This window comes from Marinobacter sp. OP 3.4 (assembly GCF_036224885.1).
In the GTDB taxonomy this organism is placed as follows: Bacteria; Pseudomonadota; Gammaproteobacteria; order Pseudomonadales; family Oleiphilaceae; genus Marinobacter.
In genome coordinates this window covers 19,000-38,262 of the sequence record NZ_JAVVLT010000113.1, presented here as the reverse complement: position 1 = coordinate 38,262, position 19,263 = coordinate 19,000, and the positions used below count along the sequence as shown (strand labels likewise).

Annotated in this window: 15 protein-coding genes; 5 read left to right on the top strand and 10 right to left on the bottom strand. The window is 63.9% G+C overall.

The window, feature by feature from the left end:
- Positions 1-4: 4 nt before the first annotated feature.
- The 4 genes from tssL to tagH are packed head-to-tail and all read right to left on the bottom strand — an operon-like array spanning position 5 to position 4,351.
- Positions 5-1,315: a type VI secretion system protein TssL, long form gene (gene tssL, locus RO069_RS19170; protein ID WP_328189667.1), complete on the bottom strand. Its 1,311-nt coding sequence runs from the start codon at positions 1,313-1,315 to the stop codon at positions 5-7.
- 40 nt (positions 1,316-1,355) lie between these two features.
- The gene (gene tssK, locus RO069_RS19165; RefSeq protein ID WP_328189666.1) at positions 1,356-2,678 is read right to left on the bottom strand and encodes a type VI secretion system baseplate subunit TssK; all 1,323 of its coding nucleotides are present in this window, start codon (positions 2,676-2,678) and stop codon (positions 1,356-1,358) included.
- Between the two features lie 49 nt (positions 2,679-2,727).
- Positions 2,728-3,189: a type VI secretion system lipoprotein TssJ gene (gene tssJ / locus RO069_RS19160; RefSeq protein WP_328189665.1), complete on the bottom strand. Its 462-nt coding sequence runs from the start codon at positions 3,187-3,189 to the stop codon at positions 2,728-2,730.
- 7 nt (positions 3,190-3,196) lie between these two features.
- Positions 3,197-4,351 (bottom strand): type VI secretion system-associated FHA domain protein TagH, encoded by a 1,155-nt coding sequence (gene tagH, locus RO069_RS19155; RefSeq protein WP_328189664.1) that lies wholly within the window; start codon positions 4,349-4,351, stop codon positions 3,197-3,199.
- Between the two features lie 561 nt (positions 4,352-4,912).
- On the opposite strand from tagH, the gene RO069_RS19150 reads away from it, so the two are divergent.
- Positions 4,913-6,895, top strand: a complete 1,983-nt coding sequence (locus RO069_RS19150) for a serine/threonine-protein kinase (RefSeq protein WP_328189663.1) — start codon at positions 4,913-4,915, stop codon at positions 6,893-6,895.
- A gap of 22 nt (positions 6,896-6,917) precedes the next feature.
- Here RO069_RS19150 and RO069_RS19145 read toward each other — a convergent pair whose 3' ends face one another.
- Both RO069_RS19145 and RO069_RS19140 read right to left on the bottom strand, forming a co-directional pair.
- Entirely contained in the window at positions 6,918-9,005 is a 2,088-nt protein-coding gene (locus RO069_RS19145) for a tRNA(Met) cytidine acetyltransferase TmcA (RefSeq protein ID WP_328189662.1), read from the bottom strand.
- Positions 9,006-9,028: 23 nt separating this feature from the next.
- Positions 9,029-9,412, bottom strand: a complete 384-nt coding sequence (locus RO069_RS19140) for a DUF2237 family protein (RefSeq protein ID WP_328189661.1) — start codon at positions 9,410-9,412, stop codon at positions 9,029-9,031.
- A gap of 111 nt (positions 9,413-9,523) precedes the next feature.
- Here RO069_RS19140 and RO069_RS19135 point away from each other — a divergent pair, with 111 nt between their 5' ends.
- The 3 genes from RO069_RS19135 to RO069_RS19125 all read left to right on the top strand — a co-directional run bounded on the left by RO069_RS19135 (position 9,524) and on the right by RO069_RS19125 (position 13,650).
- On the top strand, positions 9,524-11,818 hold the full coding sequence (locus RO069_RS19135) for an ATP-dependent helicase (protein WP_328189660.1): 2,295 nt from the start codon (positions 9,524-9,526) through the stop codon (positions 11,816-11,818).
- On the top strand, positions 11,815-12,336 hold the full coding sequence (bamE, locus tag RO069_RS19130) for an outer membrane protein assembly factor BamE domain-containing protein (RefSeq protein ID WP_328189659.1): 522 nt from the start codon (positions 11,815-11,817) through the stop codon (positions 12,334-12,336). The genes RO069_RS19135 and bamE overlap by 4 nt, the downstream gene beginning before the upstream one ends.
- Positions 12,337-12,528: 192 nt before the next feature.
- The gene (locus tag RO069_RS19125) at positions 12,529-13,650 is read left to right on the top strand and encodes an OmpA family protein (RefSeq protein ID WP_328189658.1); all 1,122 of its coding nucleotides are present in this window, start codon (positions 12,529-12,531) and stop codon (positions 13,648-13,650) included.
- Positions 13,651-13,695: 45 nt separating this feature from the next.
- On the opposite strand, the gene RO069_RS19120 is transcribed toward RO069_RS19125, so the two are convergent.
- The 4 genes from RO069_RS19120 to RO069_RS19105 are packed head-to-tail and all read right to left on the bottom strand — an operon-like array spanning position 13,696 to position 18,313.
- On the bottom strand, positions 13,696-14,973 hold the full coding sequence (locus tag RO069_RS19120; protein ID WP_328189657.1) for a methyltransferase: 1,278 nt from the start codon (positions 14,971-14,973) through the stop codon (positions 13,696-13,698).
- A 14-nt stretch (positions 14,974-14,987) separates the two neighbouring features.
- On the bottom strand, positions 14,988-16,883 hold the full coding sequence (locus RO069_RS19115; RefSeq protein ID WP_328189656.1) for a putative bifunctional diguanylate cyclase/phosphodiesterase: 1,896 nt from the start codon (positions 16,881-16,883) through the stop codon (positions 14,988-14,990).
- The gene (locus RO069_RS19110) at positions 16,876-17,442 is read right to left on the bottom strand and encodes a heme NO-binding domain-containing protein (RefSeq protein ID WP_328189655.1); all 567 of its coding nucleotides are present in this window, start codon (positions 17,440-17,442) and stop codon (positions 16,876-16,878) included. Before RO069_RS19110 ends, RO069_RS19115 begins: the two co-directional genes overlap by 8 nt.
- Positions 17,443-17,494: 52 nt before the next feature.
- On the bottom strand, positions 17,495-18,313 hold the full coding sequence (locus RO069_RS19105) for a polyphosphate kinase 2 family protein (RefSeq protein ID WP_328189654.1): 819 nt from the start codon (positions 18,311-18,313) through the stop codon (positions 17,495-17,497).
- A 113-nt stretch (positions 18,314-18,426) separates the two neighbouring features.
- Here RO069_RS19105 and RO069_RS19100 point away from each other — a divergent pair, with 113 nt between their 5' ends.
- A complete protein-coding gene (locus RO069_RS19100; RefSeq protein WP_328189653.1) occupies positions 18,427-19,236 on the top strand; it encodes a TatD family hydrolase in 810 nt (269 codons plus the stop codon).
- The last annotated feature ends 27 nt before the right edge of the window (positions 19,237-19,263 follow it).

Genomic DNA, 19,263 nt, shown 5'->3' with positions numbered 1-19,263 from the left:
TTCCTTAAGTTTCCGGTACCAGGAGGATTTCCACGCGACGGTTGCGGGCGCGATTCTCGGCGGTGTCGTTCTTGAACAGCGGCTCGGCCTCACCCCGGCCTTCCGGCCACAGACGGCCCGTGAGGTTGCCGTTGCGCCCCAGCATGTCCGACACCGAGGTGGCCCGGGCCAGCGACAGGTGCCAGTTGGACGGATATTGGCTGGTGGCGATGGGCCGGTTGTCGGTATGGCCGGTCACCAGGATGGAACCGCTGGTGGATTCCAGGGCACGGGCAATCTTGCTGATCACCGGGACCATATCTTCACTGACATCGACTCCGCCGGGTGCGAACAGGGATTCATTGCCGATACGCAGGCGGGTACCGGATTCTTCCCCATCCAGCTCCACCAGACCGCGATCGATCTCGGTCTGCAACATCTGCCGCAGGTAACGCAGATCATCCGGATTGCCAGGCCCCTCCTGGGCGGGGCGCTCGGGAATGCCAACCTGATTCAGATCCGCCAGCACCGGCTCGGCAAAGGTATTGAGCTGGTGGGTCAGCCACAGGTAGCCCAGCAGCAGGGCCACAGCGCAGATGGCGGCCCCCACCCACAGGGGCACGCCGTGGGTCAGACCGGTTCCGGGGGTCACCCGGCCTTCCCAGCCACGGTCGAACGGGGTGGTGAAACGGCCCTGGTCGGCGCAGATCTCGTGGTAGAGACAGTCCCGCAGGATATCCAGTTGCTCCTCGCCGCGTTCCTCCACCCGGTAACGCCCCTTGAACCCCAGGGACAGGCACAGGTACTGCAGCATCATCAACGGGATGTTGGAGGTGCGACGAGCCTTGTCCACCAGTTCGAAGAAGTGGGTGCCGGACCAGGTCTGGGAGTGGAACTCCGACAGCAGCGAGGCCGCCGCCCACTGACCGCTCTGCCCCCAGGTGCTGTTGAGCACGATCTCGTCCAGCAGGGCGCAGACGCAATAGGAGGCCACGTCGACGGTTTCCGGACTCTGGTCCGCCGCCTTCAGCGCCGCCCGGTACTCCCGCACCAGGTCCATGCACTGGCGCCTCAGGTGGGTCATGTCCTCCACACCTTCCGCGCGGGACAGGCGGTTGGCCACCGACAGCAGTCGCGAGGCCTCATCGCACACCGGCCCCAGCTGCGTGGTGGGTAACCGGAAGCGGCCGGCGGACTCGGTGGGATAGCCCCCATCGGTGGCGCCCCCGGACGGTGATGACAGCAGGGTGCGGTCATCGTCGGCGGACGGCCGGTCAGGCCTCGGTTCTACCTGCCGGGCCCCCGGCCTGGGCTTGATTACGGTACTGTCGTTCATGTCATCGTCCCTGTCTGATGCTCAACGTCCCTGAAACGGGCTACTGCCTGATGGCCCAGAGTTCCAGCTTGAGTCCGGGATAGTTGCCGGACACATGCAACGCCAGGCCACCACTCTGCTTGAGCTGCTCCCAGCGGTCGCTCTTGTTGTCCAGCAGGAAGTAGTGATAACCGGCGTGGAACGGGATCTGGCGCGGTGCCACCGGCAGTGCGCTGATACCGATACCCGGCAGGTGGTTGTTGACCAGGTCGCGGATATGCTCCACCGGCCCCAGCTTGATCTGGGCCGGCAGACGACGGCGGATATCCTCGGTGGTGAGGTCGGCCTGCACCGCCAGCACGAACTGGGCGGACTCCAGCATGGACTTGTCGGTGAGCGGCGCCACCTTAATGCCGAACTGGGCCTCTTCCAGCTTGAGGGCCACGGCCGTCTGCTCCAGCACCGTGCTCAGGGACTGGCTCAGGGCCGCCGCCAGGTCACCGAAGGTTTCCGTGAGCCGGTCGTGGCGGTATTCCGGCAGCTTGGGGGGCACCTTCTCGGCGCGGGTAAAGGTGGCCAGCTCCCCGATCAGGGTGACCACCAGTTCGTAGAACCGCTCGGGGTGGACCAGCGGGCTGTCCTTGACGTGCTCCAGGGTGGGCTGCCAGCGGTTGAGGGTCTGCAGCATCAGCACGTCGAACAGGGTGGTGGACTGCTCGGCCCCCTTCTGCATGCGCCCCGCCAGGGCCTTGCCCCGCTGCTTGACCATGGCCAGGGACTCCCGCACCAGGGAGGACAGCGGCGCGATGCGCTCCACGTCCAGGCAGGGCGGCATGAAATTACGGTCCAGCCGCACTTCCTTGTCGGCGATGACTTCCACCACCCGGGCCACCGGAATGGCGGCGTAGCCGGACAGGTCCTCACGGCCCATGCGCAGGGTGGGATTCAGGCGGGCCAGGCCCAGGGTTTCCTCTTCACCGCTCTCGTCGGAGTCGTCCTGCACGCTGCTTTCCTGGAACATATACCGGGCCACCTGGCCCTGGTCCTGCACGGCGATATTGACGCCGGCCTGGCGCTCCGTGGGCACCGCCAGCCAGACCAGTTCGTCCCGGGCGTCACCGGGTATTTCCAGCTCCAGGCCGTCACTCTGGTCGAACGCGAAGGGCATGCCGTCGGGAAAGATGCCGGTGACCTTCACCAGGCTGATCTGGCCCAGGGCCGGGGCCTGCTGGTCCATGATCAGCTCCCGCACCCCGTAGCCGTGGGGGTTCATCAAATTGTGCCGCTGGCAGGCAGCGTGATACAGGAACCGGTCCTGCTGCTGGAAATGCTGGGGCCTGAGCAACATGCCCTCAGACCAGGCGACCTTGGCCAATCGTTCCATGATGTGCTGTCCTTTCGTGTGTAAAACTTCGCGGTTCTGGTGGCGCGACTCAGTCGCGGACCCGGGTCATTTCCAGACCGTCAACGGCAATCCGGATGTCCTTGTATCCCTGGGGGTTTGCATCCAGGACCATTTTCCACTCGGCTTCATCGATGTTCTGGAAGGCTGCCACGATGCCGATATAGCGGGTGTTCTCATCCAGCCTCTTTTCCGGCAGCTTCTCCACCAGTTCCGGCCGCAGTACCACCTCATCCATGGAAAGCAGGTCCTGGTCGAGGACGCCTTCGGGCTCGTCGTACAGATCAAAGAAACCGGCACTGCGGAAGGTATCCACGGACCGCAACTCATAGATCCGGATCACCAGGGGCGACGCCCGCCCGGAACCATCCGGGTTGATGTCGTCGCTGGCCTGGAAGCTCATCCGGGTATACGGGTCCACCACATAATTGGCCACCGTACAGCCGCTCAAAAGCACCACACTGACAAGGAACAAACACTGAAACCATCGCATTGTCTGACTACTCCCTTTCACTACGACTCACCGCCACTTCATAGGCGTCCACAAAGGTATCGCTGCGCAGCATACGGTCGGCATCACCGTATTCCTGCAGGTGCTGTTGGCGCCGCTGATGCACCGCCGCCAGTGCCTTGCGTTTCTGGAACAATCCGCCCTCCTCACTGCCGGATGGCGGTTGCAGGATGTCCCGGATCACTTCTTCCACGCCCACGAGCAGGGCGCGTTCATGATTGACCACATCACTGAAGGCCTGGGACACGGCTTCCTCGGGACCAAGGAAAGACGGGTGCCGTCGGAACAGCAGGCTTTCCAGGGCATCGCTGGAGGTGGCCGAGAATTTCAGGGGATTGTTCTCGCTACGCTGGAACAGCGTCTGCTTGACCCGAAGCTGCTGCTTCTGACGGGCCCGCATATGCAGCAGATCCAACAGCCGGTCCAGCAGGGTCCGGGTCAGGTTCCCCAGGGCACGGCACTGGTCTGGTGTCAGCGAGGCGGATTCCATGCCCCCCAGGCCCAGCCCGTCCAGCAGGGCCTGAAGCTGGTCAACCTGCTTTTTGGTGGTGCGTTCCCGTTCCTCGTCGGGTCCAGACACAGCTCCCCAGTCCCACTGGTCGGGAATTTCCGCCTTGGGCATATCCACGTGGCTGTCACCCAGGAAACGTTCGTTGAGCCCGGAGGCCAGGACCGCGTTCATGTCACTATTGTCCTGCTCCGGCTTGGCCGGCCCGACAATGGGGTCCGACAGCCCACCGGCCAGGGGCGACGGCGAGGACCCAGGCTGCCGGCGGGCAGCGGGTGGCGCCTGTACGGCGTTATCCGACGGACTGTCTTCACCGGCAATACTCACGGCAATCTCGTAATCGCCAAAGCGCAGGCGATCGCCGTGCCGGATCGGTGACTCGGCATCACGACCCAGGGGTTCCTGGCCGTCGTTGACAAAGACGCCATTGGTGGAGGTGTCGCGAATCAGGAAACGCCCGCCTTCGGAACGGATCTCGGCATGACGGGAGGAAATCACCTTGCCGGGATCCGGCAGGTGCCAGTCGCAGGATTCCGAACGACCGACCACCCAGGTCTGCCCCGGCGAGAATCGTCTGGTGGAGGTAACGGCGGGTGAAAGCCGCTGATAGCTGGTGATGGCGAGCTCGAGTTCCATGAGCCAATCCTTCCTTTGACATCTGTCCTGGCCCGACAGCCTGGCGGCTGGCGCGCATTCCCGACCTGCAACGCAGGTACATCCTGGGTGAACCGGTGACACCGGAAGGGCTCCGGGTAACCGACCGCACAGAGATTATTCAGTGTCCCCGCCAATGTCAATCACGGTGATCCCGGGCTGGGATCGCCAGACCACACATAACCGGAGACGCGTCACATTACCGACCTTTAAGGAAAACAGGCCGCTTGACTTGATGCACACAACCTGAATAGCATTCGACCTTCAGGAAGTTTAATCCTCAGGGAGCATGAGGAACCGTTACCAGGCCATTCAAGACCCCGTCTGCGTGACCATGCCGACTCAGTATGCTGGCCCGGCCCCTCCTTGCAGTCTCCCTGATTGACATCACCAGCAACAACCGGAGCAAGTTGTCCGGCCGGCATAAATAATACGCCGGACCACGGCAGCGCCCGGGCAGTTTCAGGCGCCGTGGCGGTCTGCCACCTTAATGTCGCAGGCCCCGGCGCTAATCCATGGATGAAGAGCGGTAAGGATATCCGGATGGACGCCAACGACACCATTCTTGACGACAGCACCCAAACCCATAACCCGGGCTTCCAGCCCCCCGGGGAACGGGACCAGGACGCGCCGGAAGGCCCTCGCCACAAGCGCCTGGGGCTGGTCCTGAATGGCCGCTACCGGATCGTGTCGCTGATCGCCTCCGGCGGCATGAGCGATGTTTACAAGGCCGTGGACCAGAACCTGGAGAAGTCCGGCTCCCGGGACAGTCTGGTGGCCCTGAAGATCCTGCGCACCAGCCTTACCCGCGATCCCGGCGCCCGCAGCCTGCTGGCCCGGGAGGCCGCCAAGTCCAAGCGTCTGTCGCACCCCAATATCATCCGCATCCATGACCTGAACCACGACGGCGACACCTGGTTCCTGGTCATGGAACTGCTGGAGGGCGAACCCCTGTCCCGCATCATCCAGCGGGCCAAGCCCAACGGCCTGAAATGGAAGGGCTGCGTGGCGGTGCTGCGCCAGGTGGCCGAGGCGCTGGAGTATTCCCACAGCCAGGGCATTGTCCACGCTGACCTGAAGCCCTCCAACATCTTCTTCACCCGCGAGGGGCGCATCAAGCTACTTGATTTCGGCGTTTCCCGCGCCCTCCAGGCCCAGCAGCCTGAGGACTACCTGAACCCCCGCGCCGAGGATGAGACCTCCATCTACGGCTACACACCGGCCTACGCGTCGCCGGAGCTGATCGAGGGCAAGGACCCGTCGCCCCAGGATGACCTCTATGCCCTGGCCTGTATCAGCTACGAGTTGTTGTCGTCCCGGCACCCCTTTGACCGGCAGAAGCTGAGCCTGGAGGAACTGGGCAGCTACAAGCTCAAAAAACCCAAGAGCATGCCCCGCCGCTTCTGGCGCGTGGTGAAACGCAACCTTCGCTACGATCCCCGCTACAGTTCCCTGGAACTTCTGCAACGGCGCATGGACCCACTTCGCTGGCAGCCCTGGGCGGCCTCGGTACTGGTCGTCGCTGCTGCTGCCGCGGCAAGTTTCCTCTGGTACCAGCAGTACACCCAGACAATGGCCGCTGAGCAAGCGCTGGCGGAAAAGGACGAGCACCAGGCCAATGTCCGCCGGATCCTCGGGCTGCCACCGGAACAACTGCTACAGGAGGTGAATACCCTGCCCTCCCTGGAACGCAACGGAATCCTGCGTCAGCAGTCCGGCAGCCTGCTGGAATGGTATCTGTCACAGATCAACGGCATCCTGGTAGGAGGCCGCAGCGGGCAGGAACTGCCGGATATTCCCGCCGCCCTGGACCTGCTGGCGGAGGCCCAGAGGGTCTACCCCCGGGACCACCAACTGGCGGAACTGGAAACACGCATTATCCGACGCCGCCAGTCCCTGGAGGCAGCCCTGGGTGACGAACTGGCCACCCGTCTGGACGAGGGGAATTACCGCAGCCAACAGGCCTGGGAGGATGTCACCGAGCTGACCAGGGACCTGCAGCTGATCGGAGCGGCCCCCGCTGCGCCCTCGGAGCAGGCCACGGAGCATTTCGACCAGCAGCTCACGGAAGCCCTGGACTCCGACAACGACGCCGCCCTGGCCCGTCTGCTGATCCTGGGTGAACAGCTGTTCGCCGGCCAGCCCGGGGTGGCCGAAAAGCTGGCCCGCGCGGAATCCATGGAGTCATCCATCAAGGAGTTAGGCACCTATTACGCGGAAATCGCCAATGGCAACGACCAGGCGGTGTTCCCGGCCAAGGCGGCGGAAGACTTCTACGCCGACCGCTTCGAACGCTGGCGCGACGAGATCGCCAACGCCGGCAGCCGTGATCAACTGGACAAGGTCTACGAGGAAATGATCGCGGTACTCAACCGCCTGCCGCCCACCTTCGAGCCCCTGGCCAACGTCCGCCAGCAACTCTCGGACGCCTACCTGGCCATGGCCGACAGCATGTTGGCCCGCAACCGGACCCGACAGGCGCAGCCGTTGTTGTCGCGGGCCAGGGAGTTGATGCGGTCGCCTTGAGGGGCGGACTGCCGGAGTTGTGTCAGGATTTCCTGCTGGTTGCCAACAGGCCGGCAACCAGCGGTTTCAGCCTGGACTCACCATTCCGCTTACCGTCACACAGTCCGTCATTTCGGACTGCGTTCCAGGACGCATTCTGAAGCACAACACGTACCCATAACGCCGCCTCGGTGAAGTCGGGCAACCGATGACAGGCCTCAACCTGGAAGGCCAGCCGCTTCAAGGCCGGCAAGGTCAGTTCGAATCCCCGATGCCCATGAGCAAAGGCCTCCAGCTCGATGATCTCCTGCCCGGTCAGGGGCGGCGCCGATGGCAGATTCACGCTGATTGCCAACACCAACTCCGAAGACAGCGAAGGCCATACGACAGGCAGCAGGACCGGCCACTGCTCGGCGAACCTTGAAGACAAGCGCTGTTGGGCGGCCTTTCCGGCCTCTGACAGCCCCCGCAGCATCTGCACCGCATACTCACCAGAACTCGCCTCCCGGCTGATCCCGAGCCGGACGGTGGAAAAGCCCACGGATTGCCAGAACGGCAGCAGGTCAACAGCGGCGCCGAAACTGGTGCCGATGGCATCGAGCCCGGCGGCTTCGGCCTTGTCCGTGGCAGCTGCCAGCAGCCGCTGGCCGACCCCATGGCGACGGCAGCCATCATGAACAGCCACCCGCACCACCCGCATCATGCGCAGAGTGGCGGCCTTCGCGTCGCCGCCGTGGTTGGCCAGGGACTGGGGCAGCAGGTGACCTTTCAGCCGACGTTCGCCCCGGAGCACCTGGTCCGCCAGGGCCGGCTCCAGGCCGCCCTCCACCGTGGCCCACAATACGCCGACGATAGTGCCCTGCCGCCTGGCCACAATAGTCACTGCGTCCGGATCATCCATCCACTGGCGCAGGTCAGAAGGTGTGGTGCGGTAGTGGGCGTCCACCAGCAGGCCGAACGCCTGGGCCAGCGTTGCCTCGCTGGCTTCATCCGGACGCCATGACTCAATGGTGATGTCTTCCCCGGCTTCGGCCCCGGGGTTTTCCGCATCCAGCATGAACAGCCGGTTCACCAGCGGCTCCAGGGGATCACTGGTGGCCCAACGCACCGGTTGCCTCAGGGTCAACCACTGCCAGTGGGGCGTCTCCCGGTCCAGCACCGCGCGGAAACGCAGGTTGAAACCGCGACCGGAGCCTTCGTAACCATGCACGGTGGTGGAGAACACCACCCGGGGCCAGCCCAGCAGGATCTGCCTGAGCAGGGGCGCGGGGATGGCGGCGGCTTCGTCCACCATGACCAGTTCCGCCTCCGGTCGACGGGCCAGCAGGTCGTCGATGGGGAGCCACTCCAGGGTTGCGCCGGATTGAGGCTGAAAACGGGTCTGCTCCTGATGATCCAGCCCGGCCTCCCTGGCGGCATGACGGAACAGCGTGGCCACATTGTCCTTGCGGGGCGACACCACCAGGATTCGCTCACGCCCACCCTGTAACAACCGGGTGGCAGCCATCCCCAGGGCGGCAGACTTGCCCCGGCCCCGGTCGGCGGTGATCACCAGGGGGCGCCGGCGGCGGCCCTGGCCGGTGCGCACGATGGCGTCGATGGCTCGGTCCTGATCCGGTGTTGCCGTCACCCGAAACGGGGTGTTTTCATGGTTCTGGGACAGCGGCGGCGGTATAACATCGCCGTTCGCATCACACCGGATCACGGATGGGGAGGCTTCAATGATTCCCGCCAGGCGGGCCAGGAACGGATGATGCCCCTCCTCCGGCAGCCCCATTCGGGCATGGTCCGGGTCAGGAAAACGGCCCCACTGATCCAGCGGCGGCATCAGCCAGAACCAGAGGCCGCCCGCAACCAGGGTCCCGGCGACGGCGGCCAGGGCGTCCGGTGGATTGCCCTGCCACCCGTCCCATACCACCACTGGCGTTTCGGTGCCGAGTCGCTGACGGATCTGGCCGGCGGCCAGGGGCTCAAGGGAGACATGGGGATTGTGTCCGGCATTACCCACCCACACTCCTGCTGACGGCCCAAGCCGGTCCATGATTCCGCGCACGCAGGCAAGGGTCTGATCGCGGTCACCCTCGATCAGCACCAGTCGCCGCTCGCCCCGGACGGCCAACTGTGCCGCCAAGGTCTGCCAGGGATCCTGGGACACTAGCTGAGGTCCACCGCGAACCGCTTCAGGTCGGCCAGGTCGCAGGATTCCAGGGCACCCCGATGGGTGGCCCGCAGCCGGACCCTCGGCGCACTTCCCGCTTCAAACGCTTCCTGCCAGCGCGGCGCGCACAGACACCAGCCATCACCGGCCCGCAGCCCCGGGAAACCAAACTCCGGCCTGGGCGTGCTGAGGTCGTTGCCCCGTTCCCGGGAGAACGCCAGGAACTCCTCCGTCATCACGACACAGACGGTATGACTGCCAAGATCGTCAGGACCGGTGTTGCAACAGCCGTCCCGGTAGAAACCGGTGACCGGGTCGTTGCCACAGGTTTCCAGGGCTTCGCCCAGTACGTTCACCGACTCGTCCAGTGCCACTGCCATCGCATCGCTCCTTATCTGAAATGAGCCGCCATTATGGGCTAGTGTCAGGGGGCGTCAAAGTCTTGCAGAGACCGTTCGGGATTTGTCCGCCGGTTCTATACAATGACGGCCATGACCAGCCAACTCCCCGACTTTCTCACCCAGGAACAGCGCGACATTATCACCGCGGGCCACGAGCACGCGCTGATCACCGCGGTGGCCGGCAGTGGCAAGACCACGACCCTGGCCTGGCGCCTGCGCTGGCTGCTGCAGCAGGGCCATGACCCCCGCCGTATGCTGGTGCTGATGTTCAACCGTAGCGCCCGGGTCGACTTCGAGCGCAAACTGCGGGACATTACCCGGGACCTGGGACTGGCTCTGCCGGAGGTGCGCACCTACCACGCCATGGGGCTGCGGCTTTACAAACGCTTTGTGCGGGAGGGTGTGCTGCCAGGGTTCTCCGAGAAAATTCTCGGCGAGCAGGAAGTCAGCTACCAGGCCTGGTTACTGACCCGGCAACTGGCGCCGGAGGACCTGGCGGACGAGATCCGCCGCAACAAGAAAGACTATGTGGAAACCGCCACTAGCTTCATCGACCTGGTGAAGACCACCCTGTCGCCGGCGGAGGTGGTGTTCGAGGAACTGGGCTACAGCGACCATCACCGCTACCTGATCGACCTGTTCCATGGCTTCGAGCAGTGGCGCAAGGAGCGCAGCCAGATCACCTACGCCGACATGCTCTACGAACCGGTGATGGCCATCCACCAGGACACCGCCCTGCAACGGCTGGTGGGCAACAAGATGGACCTGATGCTGGTGGACGAGTACCAGGACACCAACGAGATCCAGCACCTGCTGTTGCGCTACGTGGCCGGCGAACGGGCAAAGGTCACCGTGGTGGGGGATCCGGACCAGACCATCTACGAATTCCGGGGAGCCAAACCCGAATTCATCCTGCGACGTTTCCGGGAGGAATTCGACGATCCCCTGCAACAGACCCTGAGCTACAGTTTCCGCTACGGCCACCGGGTGGCGTTGCTGGCCAACCACCTGATCACCCATAACCAGGGCCGCAACGACGTGCTCTGCCATGCCCATCCGTCCACACCCGCCACTCGACTCCAGCTCCATGAGAGTGAACAGGATGGTGGCGTGGTGGTGAAACTGCTGGAGGGACTGCCGGAAGGCGAGCAACAACAGACCGCGATCCTGTTCCGGGTCTGGAGCCAGAGCGTGCCCATCGAGCTGCGCCTGCTGGCCCGACAGATCCCCTATCGCATCGATGCCGGCAAGGGCGCCCTGTTCAGCCGTGAGGTGGAGGCCATCACCAGCCTGCTCCAAGTCGTTACCGGCCAGCTTCCCAGGATGACGGCCCAGGATCGCCTGGAAGCCGCCCGCAATCTGCTGCGCTTTCCCCATGTGGGGCTGAAGGAACAGGAACTGGGGCATATGGCGCAGATGCTGGCCGGGTTCGAGTCCGACTGGGGCAACTGCCTGCTCAACCTGGATGACTCCGCCATGGGGCCGATGCCCGCCCGCAAACTGCGCCGCCTCGGTGAAGCCCTGGTGGCACTGCATGGCTTTTCCGGCCCGGTGGCCACGTTGCTGGGACGCTATGCGGAACAGACCGAACTGTACGACGGTATCCGCAGCCTGGCCCTCACCCATGACACCGCCAACGAGCGCATCGACACCGTGCAGGGCTTCCGGGCCTACCTGGCCAGCCTCGACATCCCCCCGGCGGAGGCCCTCACCCATCTGCAGACGCTTCGCCACCAGGCACTCCAGCGCCAGGACACGAGCAGCGACGACACCCGGGGTGTGCTTCTGTCCACCATCCACCGCACCAAGGGACTGGAGTGGCCCCGGGTGATCGTCCCCGGCCTGCAGGAAAAGTACCTGCCCTACAGCCCCCGCCAGCAGGATGACCTGAAGGCCTTCATGGAAAGCGAACGACGCCTGCTCTATGTGGCCATCACCCGCACCCGCAACGAACTGCACCTGATTACCCGCCCCGGTGGTCCCCGCCCCGCCGTGGATGCGGACCTGGCCCCCAGCCGTTTTGTGGCGGAACTCTGCCACGACCTGAGCGACCAGTTCGGCCGCTGGCTGGACCAGAAAGACAGGGAAGATGACGAAGGCTTCAGCACCGACCTGCCACTGACCCCGGTGAGCCAGCGCTACGCCAGCCGGGAAGGCGTGCAACTGTCCGGGGAACCTGCCCGGGCGGAGACCGGCAACCAGCCCCTGTGGGCCTGCCAGCGGCTCAGCCATGCCATCTTCGGGGCTGGCTCCGTCACCGGCGAAGAGGAATCCTCCTTCGATGTGACATTTGATGACGGCCGCACACTGACCTTCAGCAAGAAGAGCGCCCACCTGTATTTCCGTGCCATCATGGAGCAACAACACTCAGGGGACGGACCATGACAGCACCGGATGCGATCAGCGGCTTGCGTCAAGCGGCCATCCTGTTGTGCGCGATCCTGGGAGGCTTCCCGGCGAGCGGCTCCGCCGACACCGCCACCTTCTACAAATGCGAGGGACCGGACGGCGTTCAGTTTTCCGACCGCCCCTGTAGCGCGGACCCGGATACCGTAACGGTCAGGGACACCCGGGTGGGCGGCAGCGTCGGGGACAACCTGCCTGAGTATGAACCGCCGAAGGAGCCAGCCGACCAGGAAGAAGAACCCGCCCCCCAGGAGGAAGAGGATGCCTGTCGCTTTATTAACTCCACCGACCTTCGCACCTACCTGGCCCGGGAACAGGTGGTACCCGGCATGACCCGGGAACAGGTGGAACAGGCCTTCGGCCGCACCTCGGAAGTCTATCCGGTGCCCCAGGAAACCTGGGTTTACCAGACTAAATATTACGGCGCCATTTATGAACTAACTTACGTTTATTTCAGGAATGGCTGCGTGGAGCGGGTGGAATACCGCAAACCCTGAGCCAAATTCTCCAAGGGTTTCAAAGGATTGAGACTCACGTCACATCAAATCAGCATCCAGCCTTCCGTAACCACTATCTGTACATCCCGAAATATCGTTAATTTTCACTTGCATAGGCGCAGTTACAAAACTTAACTTACGGCAAAGCGTCGGGAACAAGACGCCCCACTTGCCAAGGAAAGAGGATTTTTCATGAACACACTGCGCCCCCTGTCAGCGGCCATCATCGCTGCTGCCATCAGCACACCGGCACTCGCTGATGACGACCTGCAGACCATCTACATCAATCCGTTTGCCGGGTACCAGTACTTCGACGACAAGCGCGACCTGGACGAGGAAGCCACCTACGGCTTCGGCCTGGAATACCGTTTCCTGCCACAGTGGGCCGTCGAGGCGGTCTACTCCACCGCCAATCCCGACATCAAGGACGGTGGTGGCGACGTGGACTTCGATGAGGTGCGGGTGGATGGCCTGTACTACTTTGGCAGCCAGGAAGACCGCTGGAACCCCTACCTGGCCGCCGGTGCCGGCCACGCGGATTTCGATGGCGGCACCATGAAGACCCCGGGCACCAACCATGACGAGACCCGCGTCAACCTGGGCGGCGGTGTGCGCTACAACGTGACTGACCTGCTGTCACTGCGCGGTGACCTGCGTGCCTTCCACGGCATCGACGAGAGCACCTTCGATGCCCAGGCCTCCCTGGGCCTCAGCCTGGCCTTCAGTCGCGGCAGCAGCGAACCCGAGCCAGCCCCGGCGCCGGCTCCCCGGCCGGAACCGGATGCCGACAGTGACGGCGTACCGGACAATCAAGACCAGTGCCCGGGCACCGTGGCCGGCGCCATGGTTGACCAGAACGGTTGTGAGCTGGACACCGATGGTGACGGCGTGGTGGACCGCCTGGACGACTGCCCCGGAACCCCGCCGGGCAGGGAAGTCGGCGACCGGGGCTGCGAACTGGTCACCCTGGAAACCATCACCCTTTACATCACCTTCCCGCTCAACAGTGCCGAAATCGGTAACCAGTACGACGATGACATCCGCGAAATCGCCGATGCCCTGGAAGCCGATCCAGACGTGACCACGGAAATCGCCGGCCACACCGACAGCAGCGGCCCCAGCGCCTACAATCAGGAACTGTCCCAGCGTCGTGCCGAGGCAGTGGCGGACCGCCTGGTTGAGCTGTACGGCATCGACAGCAGTCGCGTGTCGCCGGTGGGTTACGGCGAATCCGACCCGGTGGCCACCAATGAGACCGCCGAGGGCCGTGCCCAGAACCGTCGGGTTGAGGCCCGTATCCAGGTCCGCCAGTAGTTCCGGCCTGACCTGCATCCACAAGGCGCCTTCGGGCGCCTTTTTTCATGGCCGTGTGATCACCGCATCCACCAGCAGATTGCGTGGGGTGAGGGTGCGGTCGCAAAAGGTGCCCAGACGGACCTGGTAGCCGGACTCCTCCAGGAACAGCCCGTAGTCCAGCACCAGCCACAACTCCAGCGGCCGGCGGAACAGGTGGCGCACCAGCTCATGCCGGCGTACCCGGGTGGCACGGTCAACGCCGTAATCCAGCCACTGCCCATAATCGATGCCAACCGCCAGTACCAGGCCCCTGTGGTCGGCCGCCCAGCGACAGAAGGCCTCGAAGCCTTCGCCCATCAGTCGCTTCGGATGGGGTGGCAATGGCAGGTAGTCATCCACACCCCGGAGCCAGCGCTGGAGGCCATCAAAGGCCAGCCGCCACTGGCTTGTCCGGGCTGACTGCTTGCGGTCCCGGGTCGGCGCGGTGACGGTTTCCTGGACGGCCAGTCGCAGGTCGTCACGGGTCAGCGACAGGGCATTGGCGTCGGTTCGGGTGCGTTCGGATAGTAATGTGAGATGGCGGTTATCGGTCAGGTGATAGCAGCAGGGGGAGAAGCTGATGCGGGGCTGTCGCCGGGTCGTCACATCGTGGATCAGCTTGCGATGGAGGTCACCACAGGCATGCAGGGCCACGCCGTGGGCCCCTTCCGGCCAGGGCAGGTCGGACGCCATGACATCCTGACACTGGAGCGTAACTGCATCGCCGTAGCGCCGGACCAGGCGGTTACCGTCTTCCACCAGCCCGGCATTCCATTCATAGCCGGTTACCGGAACCCGACCCTGTCTGGCCAGGGTGCGGGACAGATGCCCCTTGCCACAGCACCAGTCCAACGACGGCCCTGCCAGGGGCAAAAGGGCGGCGGCAAAGGCGCCCGACTGCAGGCGCTTGCGTCCGGGCATATCGACGGCGTCCCTCTCCGCCAGGGTCATCCCATCCACAGCCTCCGGCCCCGGACTGAGATCCGGCACCGCCACCAGGGTCGGGTAGTCCGTCAGTCCCGGCAGCCAGTCACCGAGCCGGGCGGCCAACCGTTCCGGATGCTGTTCGTAGAGATCGCACTGCGGTTCATCCAGGCCGTCCAGCCAATCCGACAGTTCCGGATAGCGGAGAGTCCATGCCGGTTCAGGCTCCGTGAAGGGAACCGGGCGCCACAGCGACTGGTACTCGTTCAGCCAGTCATTGAGTCGCCGCCAGTGCTGGTACAGGCCCTCGCCAGTATCGGGCCGATGCCCCTCGGGCGATGGGGTCATGGCGCTGGCCTTTGTACTGGTCGGGTCCATGATAACGACTTTCCTCAGGGTGAATCGGACGCTGGCCGCAGCAGTCCCTGGCGCGGCACCCTGGCAATCAGTTCGTCCCGGGCCAGTGGCCGGCTGAACAGGAACCCCTGGCCGATGTGGGCGCCCATGCCCAGCACGCAACTCAGTTCCAGCTCGTTCTCGATGCCCTCCACCACCACGGACAGGTCCAGACGCTCGCACAGGGTCAGGATCATTTCCAGGATCGCCCGTTTCTCGTCATCGCGGTCGACCCCGGATATCAGCGACCGGTCGATCTTGAGCTGGTCCAGGGGCAGTTGCCGCAGGTAACCCAGGGACGAATAGCCGGCCCCGAAGTCATCCAGGGCCACGGCAATCCCATGACGCCGCAGCTCTTTCATCACCGACAGGGCGATGTCCGCGTCCGCCATCACCGCCGTCTCGGTAATCTCCACCTTCAGCCGGCGCGGATCCGCCCCCGCATGGTGCAGCATCGCCAGCAGGTTCTCGGCGAGCCGGGGATCATGGAGCTGGGCGGGCGACAGGTTGACGCTGATCGTGAATGCCGGCCCGTAGGCATCCACCAGTGCCGGATCGTTGAGCAGCGGCAGGGTCAGCTTCAGCATTTCGTCGGACAGGTTGCGGATCAGGCCGGTCTCTTCCGCCACCGGGATGAACAGCCCTGGCGAAATCAGACCCATCTCCGGGTGGCGGATCCGGCACAGGGCCTCGAAGGCATCCACTTCCCCGGTCTGCAGGTTCACCAGCGGCTGCAGGAACGACTCCACCCAGTGCAGGCGTAGGGCGTTCCGCAGGGTCTGCTCGGCGTCCAGGCGCTCCCGGTTCCGCTGCCGCATGTCGTCGTGGTAGACCAGGAAGCTGCCGGTACCCACCGTCCGGATCCGCCGCAACATGGTGCGGCTTGCCTGCAGCATGTCCGTCGAGCCTTCGAAACGGGTCTCCCCCGATGGCACCGCACCAATGACCAGTGACAGCCAGATCCTGCGATCGTCGACCAGCAGGGGCTCGTCGAACTGTTGCATCACGGCTTTGGCCCGGTCCCGCAGGCCACGTTCACTGTCGTCCCTGAGCAGCATGACCGGCGTGTTGTCCGCCAGCAGGGCCACCAGTTCACCGGGCTGTATGCAGCGGTCCAGCCGGTAGCGGACTTCCCGGGCCAATTTCCGTTCCTCATGGGGTCGCAGGGAATCCCGGACCAGGGCCAGATTGGAGATCACCACCATCAGCAGCCCGACACCCTCCCCCACCCGGCTGTCCAGTCGCTGTGACAGCATCAATTCCAGGTAGGCGGCATTGGGCAGTCCCGTGCGGGGGTCGATAAACTTGCGCCGGGTGATATCGGTCTGGGTGCCGGCCATCATCCTGGGTTCGCCGGTATCCGGGTGGCGGTCGCAGATGCCCCGGGCCACCATGGCACGGTACCCGCCCCGGCCGTCCTCCAGCAGGTATTCGCAGTGGAAGCGCTCCTCCAGGCCATTGGCGTGCTGCAATACCGCCTCGCTGAAGTGGTCCCGGTCCTGGGGATGAATTCGCTGCTTCCACTGTTCGGGTGAAATCCGGGTGCCCAGGTGTTCGCACCCGGACATGGCCAGCCAGCGCCTGGAGACATGCAGCTCGTCGGTCTGGAAGTCCCATTCCCAGACCCCGTCGTTGGCGCCCCGGATGATCAGGTCCAGGCGCCGGGTGCGTTCCTCCACCCGGTCCTCCAGCAGGTCACGGGTCCGTTCCAGTTCCAGGATATTGCGCCTGACGGATTCCAGTACGAAGTTGGAGAGGACGGTCAGTTTCTGGATGTCCAGATCGTCGGATTCCGTGTTCACATGGAAGTCGTAACGTCCGTCGATGGCCATGCAGAGCTGGTCGGCAACGCGGTTGATGCTCTGTCTCAGGCGCTTCTCGGAATCACTCATCTCCGGCGGCTCCCAGCTTCAGACAGAAGCGGCAAGCATCATCGCCCCGCTTCTGGCAGGCCAGTATCTCCATGCTGCCGGTATCGCCGAACTCTTCAAGGACCCGATCGAACAGGGCCTCATAGAGTCCGCAGAGGCGGTTCGGGGAACGGTAGGTGACCATAAGGTCGTCCCCGTCCCGCTCGATATCAAACTTGTCGCGGACGCGATCCCGGGATTCCTCGCCACGCAGCCCCGCCGCCAGCACGGTATGCACCCGGGGCTGACGCTCCAGGAAATCCCGTGCCGAATTCGCCATCTGGTAGAACATGGGGAAACGTCCCCGGGACTCCCGGATAAACCGGTCCGCGTAGAGCCGGAAAAGGCTGTCCTCATCCAGCCCGAAATAGGCGCCGGTCTCCGCGATCATCCGCAGGCATTCGTCGTCGGGATAGTCCTGATCGATGCGAAAGTCCGGGACGCCCTCAACGCCGGCCCGTTGGCAGATGGTCGCCAGGGCCTCATCGCCCCCTTCCGCACGGATCGTGTCCACCAGAACTTTCTGGATATATCCAATCATGGTGTGGTTCCTGTCTTATTCGCGCCCTAGTGTCAGCGCGGGGGCCCGGAACCTATCCCTGTTCAAGCAGGCCCCGGTACTGTTCAATCACTCCCTCGTCGTAACGGGGATATTCCGGGGCCAGGTCCACCAGTTGCTCGGCAAGCACTTTTGCCACCAGTGCCCTCGCAACCGGCTTACGGTCCCCCGGAATAACGAACCATGGTGCCTCTGGCGTATGCGTCGCCGCAATAGCTTCCTCTACAACTTTCAGGTATTCCTCCCGGCGCTGCCAGGCATCGATGTCCGAACGATCAAACTTCCAGCGTTTACGGGGTTTGTCCAGACGTTTGAGCAGGCGCCTCCGATGCTCCTCCGGCGACAGGCCAAGCCAGAACTTGATGACCCTGGTGCCCTCCTGTACAAGGTGCTGCTCGAAGGACTGAATGGCGCTATACCGTGCCTGCCAGTCGTAATGGGCCGCTTTTCGGACCGGCCACAGCCGTTCCGCCATGACCGCCTCGTGGTGACTGCGATTGAAGACCACCAGTTCCCCCAGTGCGGGCAGAAAGGGCACTACCCGCCACAGGAAATCATGGGCACGTTCCGTTGCAGTGGGGCGACCGAACGACCAGGCATGAAATCCGGCCGGGTCCATGTAGGTCGCCAGGGTCCGGATCAGGCTGTCCTTGCCGCTGGCATCCTGACCATGAAAGACCAGCAGGCAGGCCTGCTCTCCATTGGCCCACAACCGCCGCTGGTGTTCACCAATCAACTCAAGTTCCGGCTCCAGGGCCGGCACCCGGGCGTCATCGATATCCGTCGGGTAGTCCCGCAACCGGGGTCGCTGGGGATCATAGAGCCAGGTTTCGTTGAACGCGGTCTTTACCATGGCAGGCAACACTCCGAACGTGGCGGGTTGATGGTCAAGGTCTATCGGGGCGATGGTTCGGAACCCCAGGCATTGATGATAAACTGAGCACCTTTTGGAACAGGTTAGCAACTATGAGTCGCAAGAGACGCGAGATTCCCGTTTTCGACCAGCCACTGATCGAGACCCACTGCCACCTTGACTACCTCAAGGACCGGCCGCTGGAGGAAACCCTGGAACAGACCCGGGGCGTCAACATCGAGCGGGTCATCACCATTGCCGTGTCACCGGACAACCTGGCCACGGTGCGCGACCTCAGTGGCCGGCAGCCGTGGCTCTACGGCACCCAGGGCGTCCATCCCCATGAGGCGGAAACCTATACCGATGCCTGCGAGGCCGAGATCCGGCAGCACGGTGGCGATGACAAGATCGTCGCCATCGGTGAAATCGGCCTGGACTACTTCTACGATAATGCCGACTGGGAGGTTCAGAAGCAGGTATTCCGACGCCAGTTGCAGATTGCCGCGGACCTGGACCGGCCCGTGGTGATCCACAGCCGCGAGGCGGACGAAGACACTATTGATATCCTTTCGGATTTCGAGGATACCCTGAAGCGCCGGGGCGTGATCCACAGCTTCACCTCCGGCCCCGGACTGGCGCGCTATGCCCTGAACCAGGGCTGGTGCCTGGGTTTCAACGGCATTACCACCTTCAACAAGGCGGAGAATGTCCGGGACATCGTGCGCATGGCCCCCATCGGGCAGATCCTGCTGGAAACGGATTCGCCGTTCCTGACCCCGGTGCCCTATCGCGGTCGCGAGAACGCGCCGTTCTATCTGCCCTTCGTGGCGGAGAAAATTGCCGAGGTCAAGGAGCTGGACCTGGATGAGGTACTGGCCCAGACTTACCGGAACAGCCTGCGCACCTTCTTTCCGGCGGGCTGACAGAGAGAGTTGGCACGGCCATCGGCA

Coding starts and splice junctions, on each gene's coding strand:
- RO069_RS19135 (WP_328189660.1), top strand. CDS start 9,524: ATGACCAGCCAACTCCCCGACTTTCTCACCCAGGAACAGCGCGACATT.
- RO069_RS19100 (WP_328189653.1), top strand. CDS start 18,427: ATGAGTCGCAAGAGACGCGAGATTCCCGTTTTCGACCAGCCACTGATC.
- tssK (WP_328189666.1), bottom strand. CDS start 2,678: ATGGAACGATTGGCCAAGGTCGCCTGGTCTGAGGGCATGTTGCTCAGG.
- RO069_RS19110 (WP_328189655.1), bottom strand. CDS start 17,442: ATGATTGGATATATCCAGAAAGTTCTGGTGGACACGATCCGTGCGGAA.
- RO069_RS19140 (WP_328189661.1), bottom strand. CDS start 9,412: ATGGCAGTGGCACTGGACGAGTCGGTGAACGTACTGGGCGAAGCCCTG.
- tssJ (WP_328189665.1), bottom strand. CDS start 3,189: ATGCGATGGTTTCAGTGTTTGTTCCTTGTCAGTGTGGTGCTTTTGAGC.
- bamE (WP_328189659.1), top strand. CDS start 11,815: ATGACAGCACCGGATGCGATCAGCGGCTTGCGTCAAGCGGCCATCCTG.
- RO069_RS19125 (WP_328189658.1), top strand. CDS start 12,529: ATGAACACACTGCGCCCCCTGTCAGCGGCCATCATCGCTGCTGCCATC.
- RO069_RS19115 (WP_328189656.1), bottom strand. CDS start 16,883: ATGAGTGATTCCGAGAAGCGCCTGAGACAGAGCATCAACCGCGTTGCC.
- RO069_RS19150 (WP_328189663.1), top strand. CDS start 4,913: ATGGACGCCAACGACACCATTCTTGACGACAGCACCCAAACCCATAAC.
- RO069_RS19105 (WP_328189654.1), bottom strand. CDS start 18,313: ATGGTAAAGACCGCGTTCAACGAAACCTGGCTCTATGATCCCCAGCGA.
- tagH (WP_328189664.1), bottom strand. CDS start 4,351: ATGGAACTCGAGCTCGCCATCACCAGCTATCAGCGGCTTTCACCCGCC.
- RO069_RS19120 (WP_328189657.1), bottom strand. CDS start 14,973: ATGGACCCGACCAGTACAAAGGCCAGCGCCATGACCCCATCGCCCGAG.
- tssL (WP_328189667.1), bottom strand. CDS start 1,315: ATGAACGACAGTACCGTAATCAAGCCCAGGCCGGGGGCCCGGCAGGTA.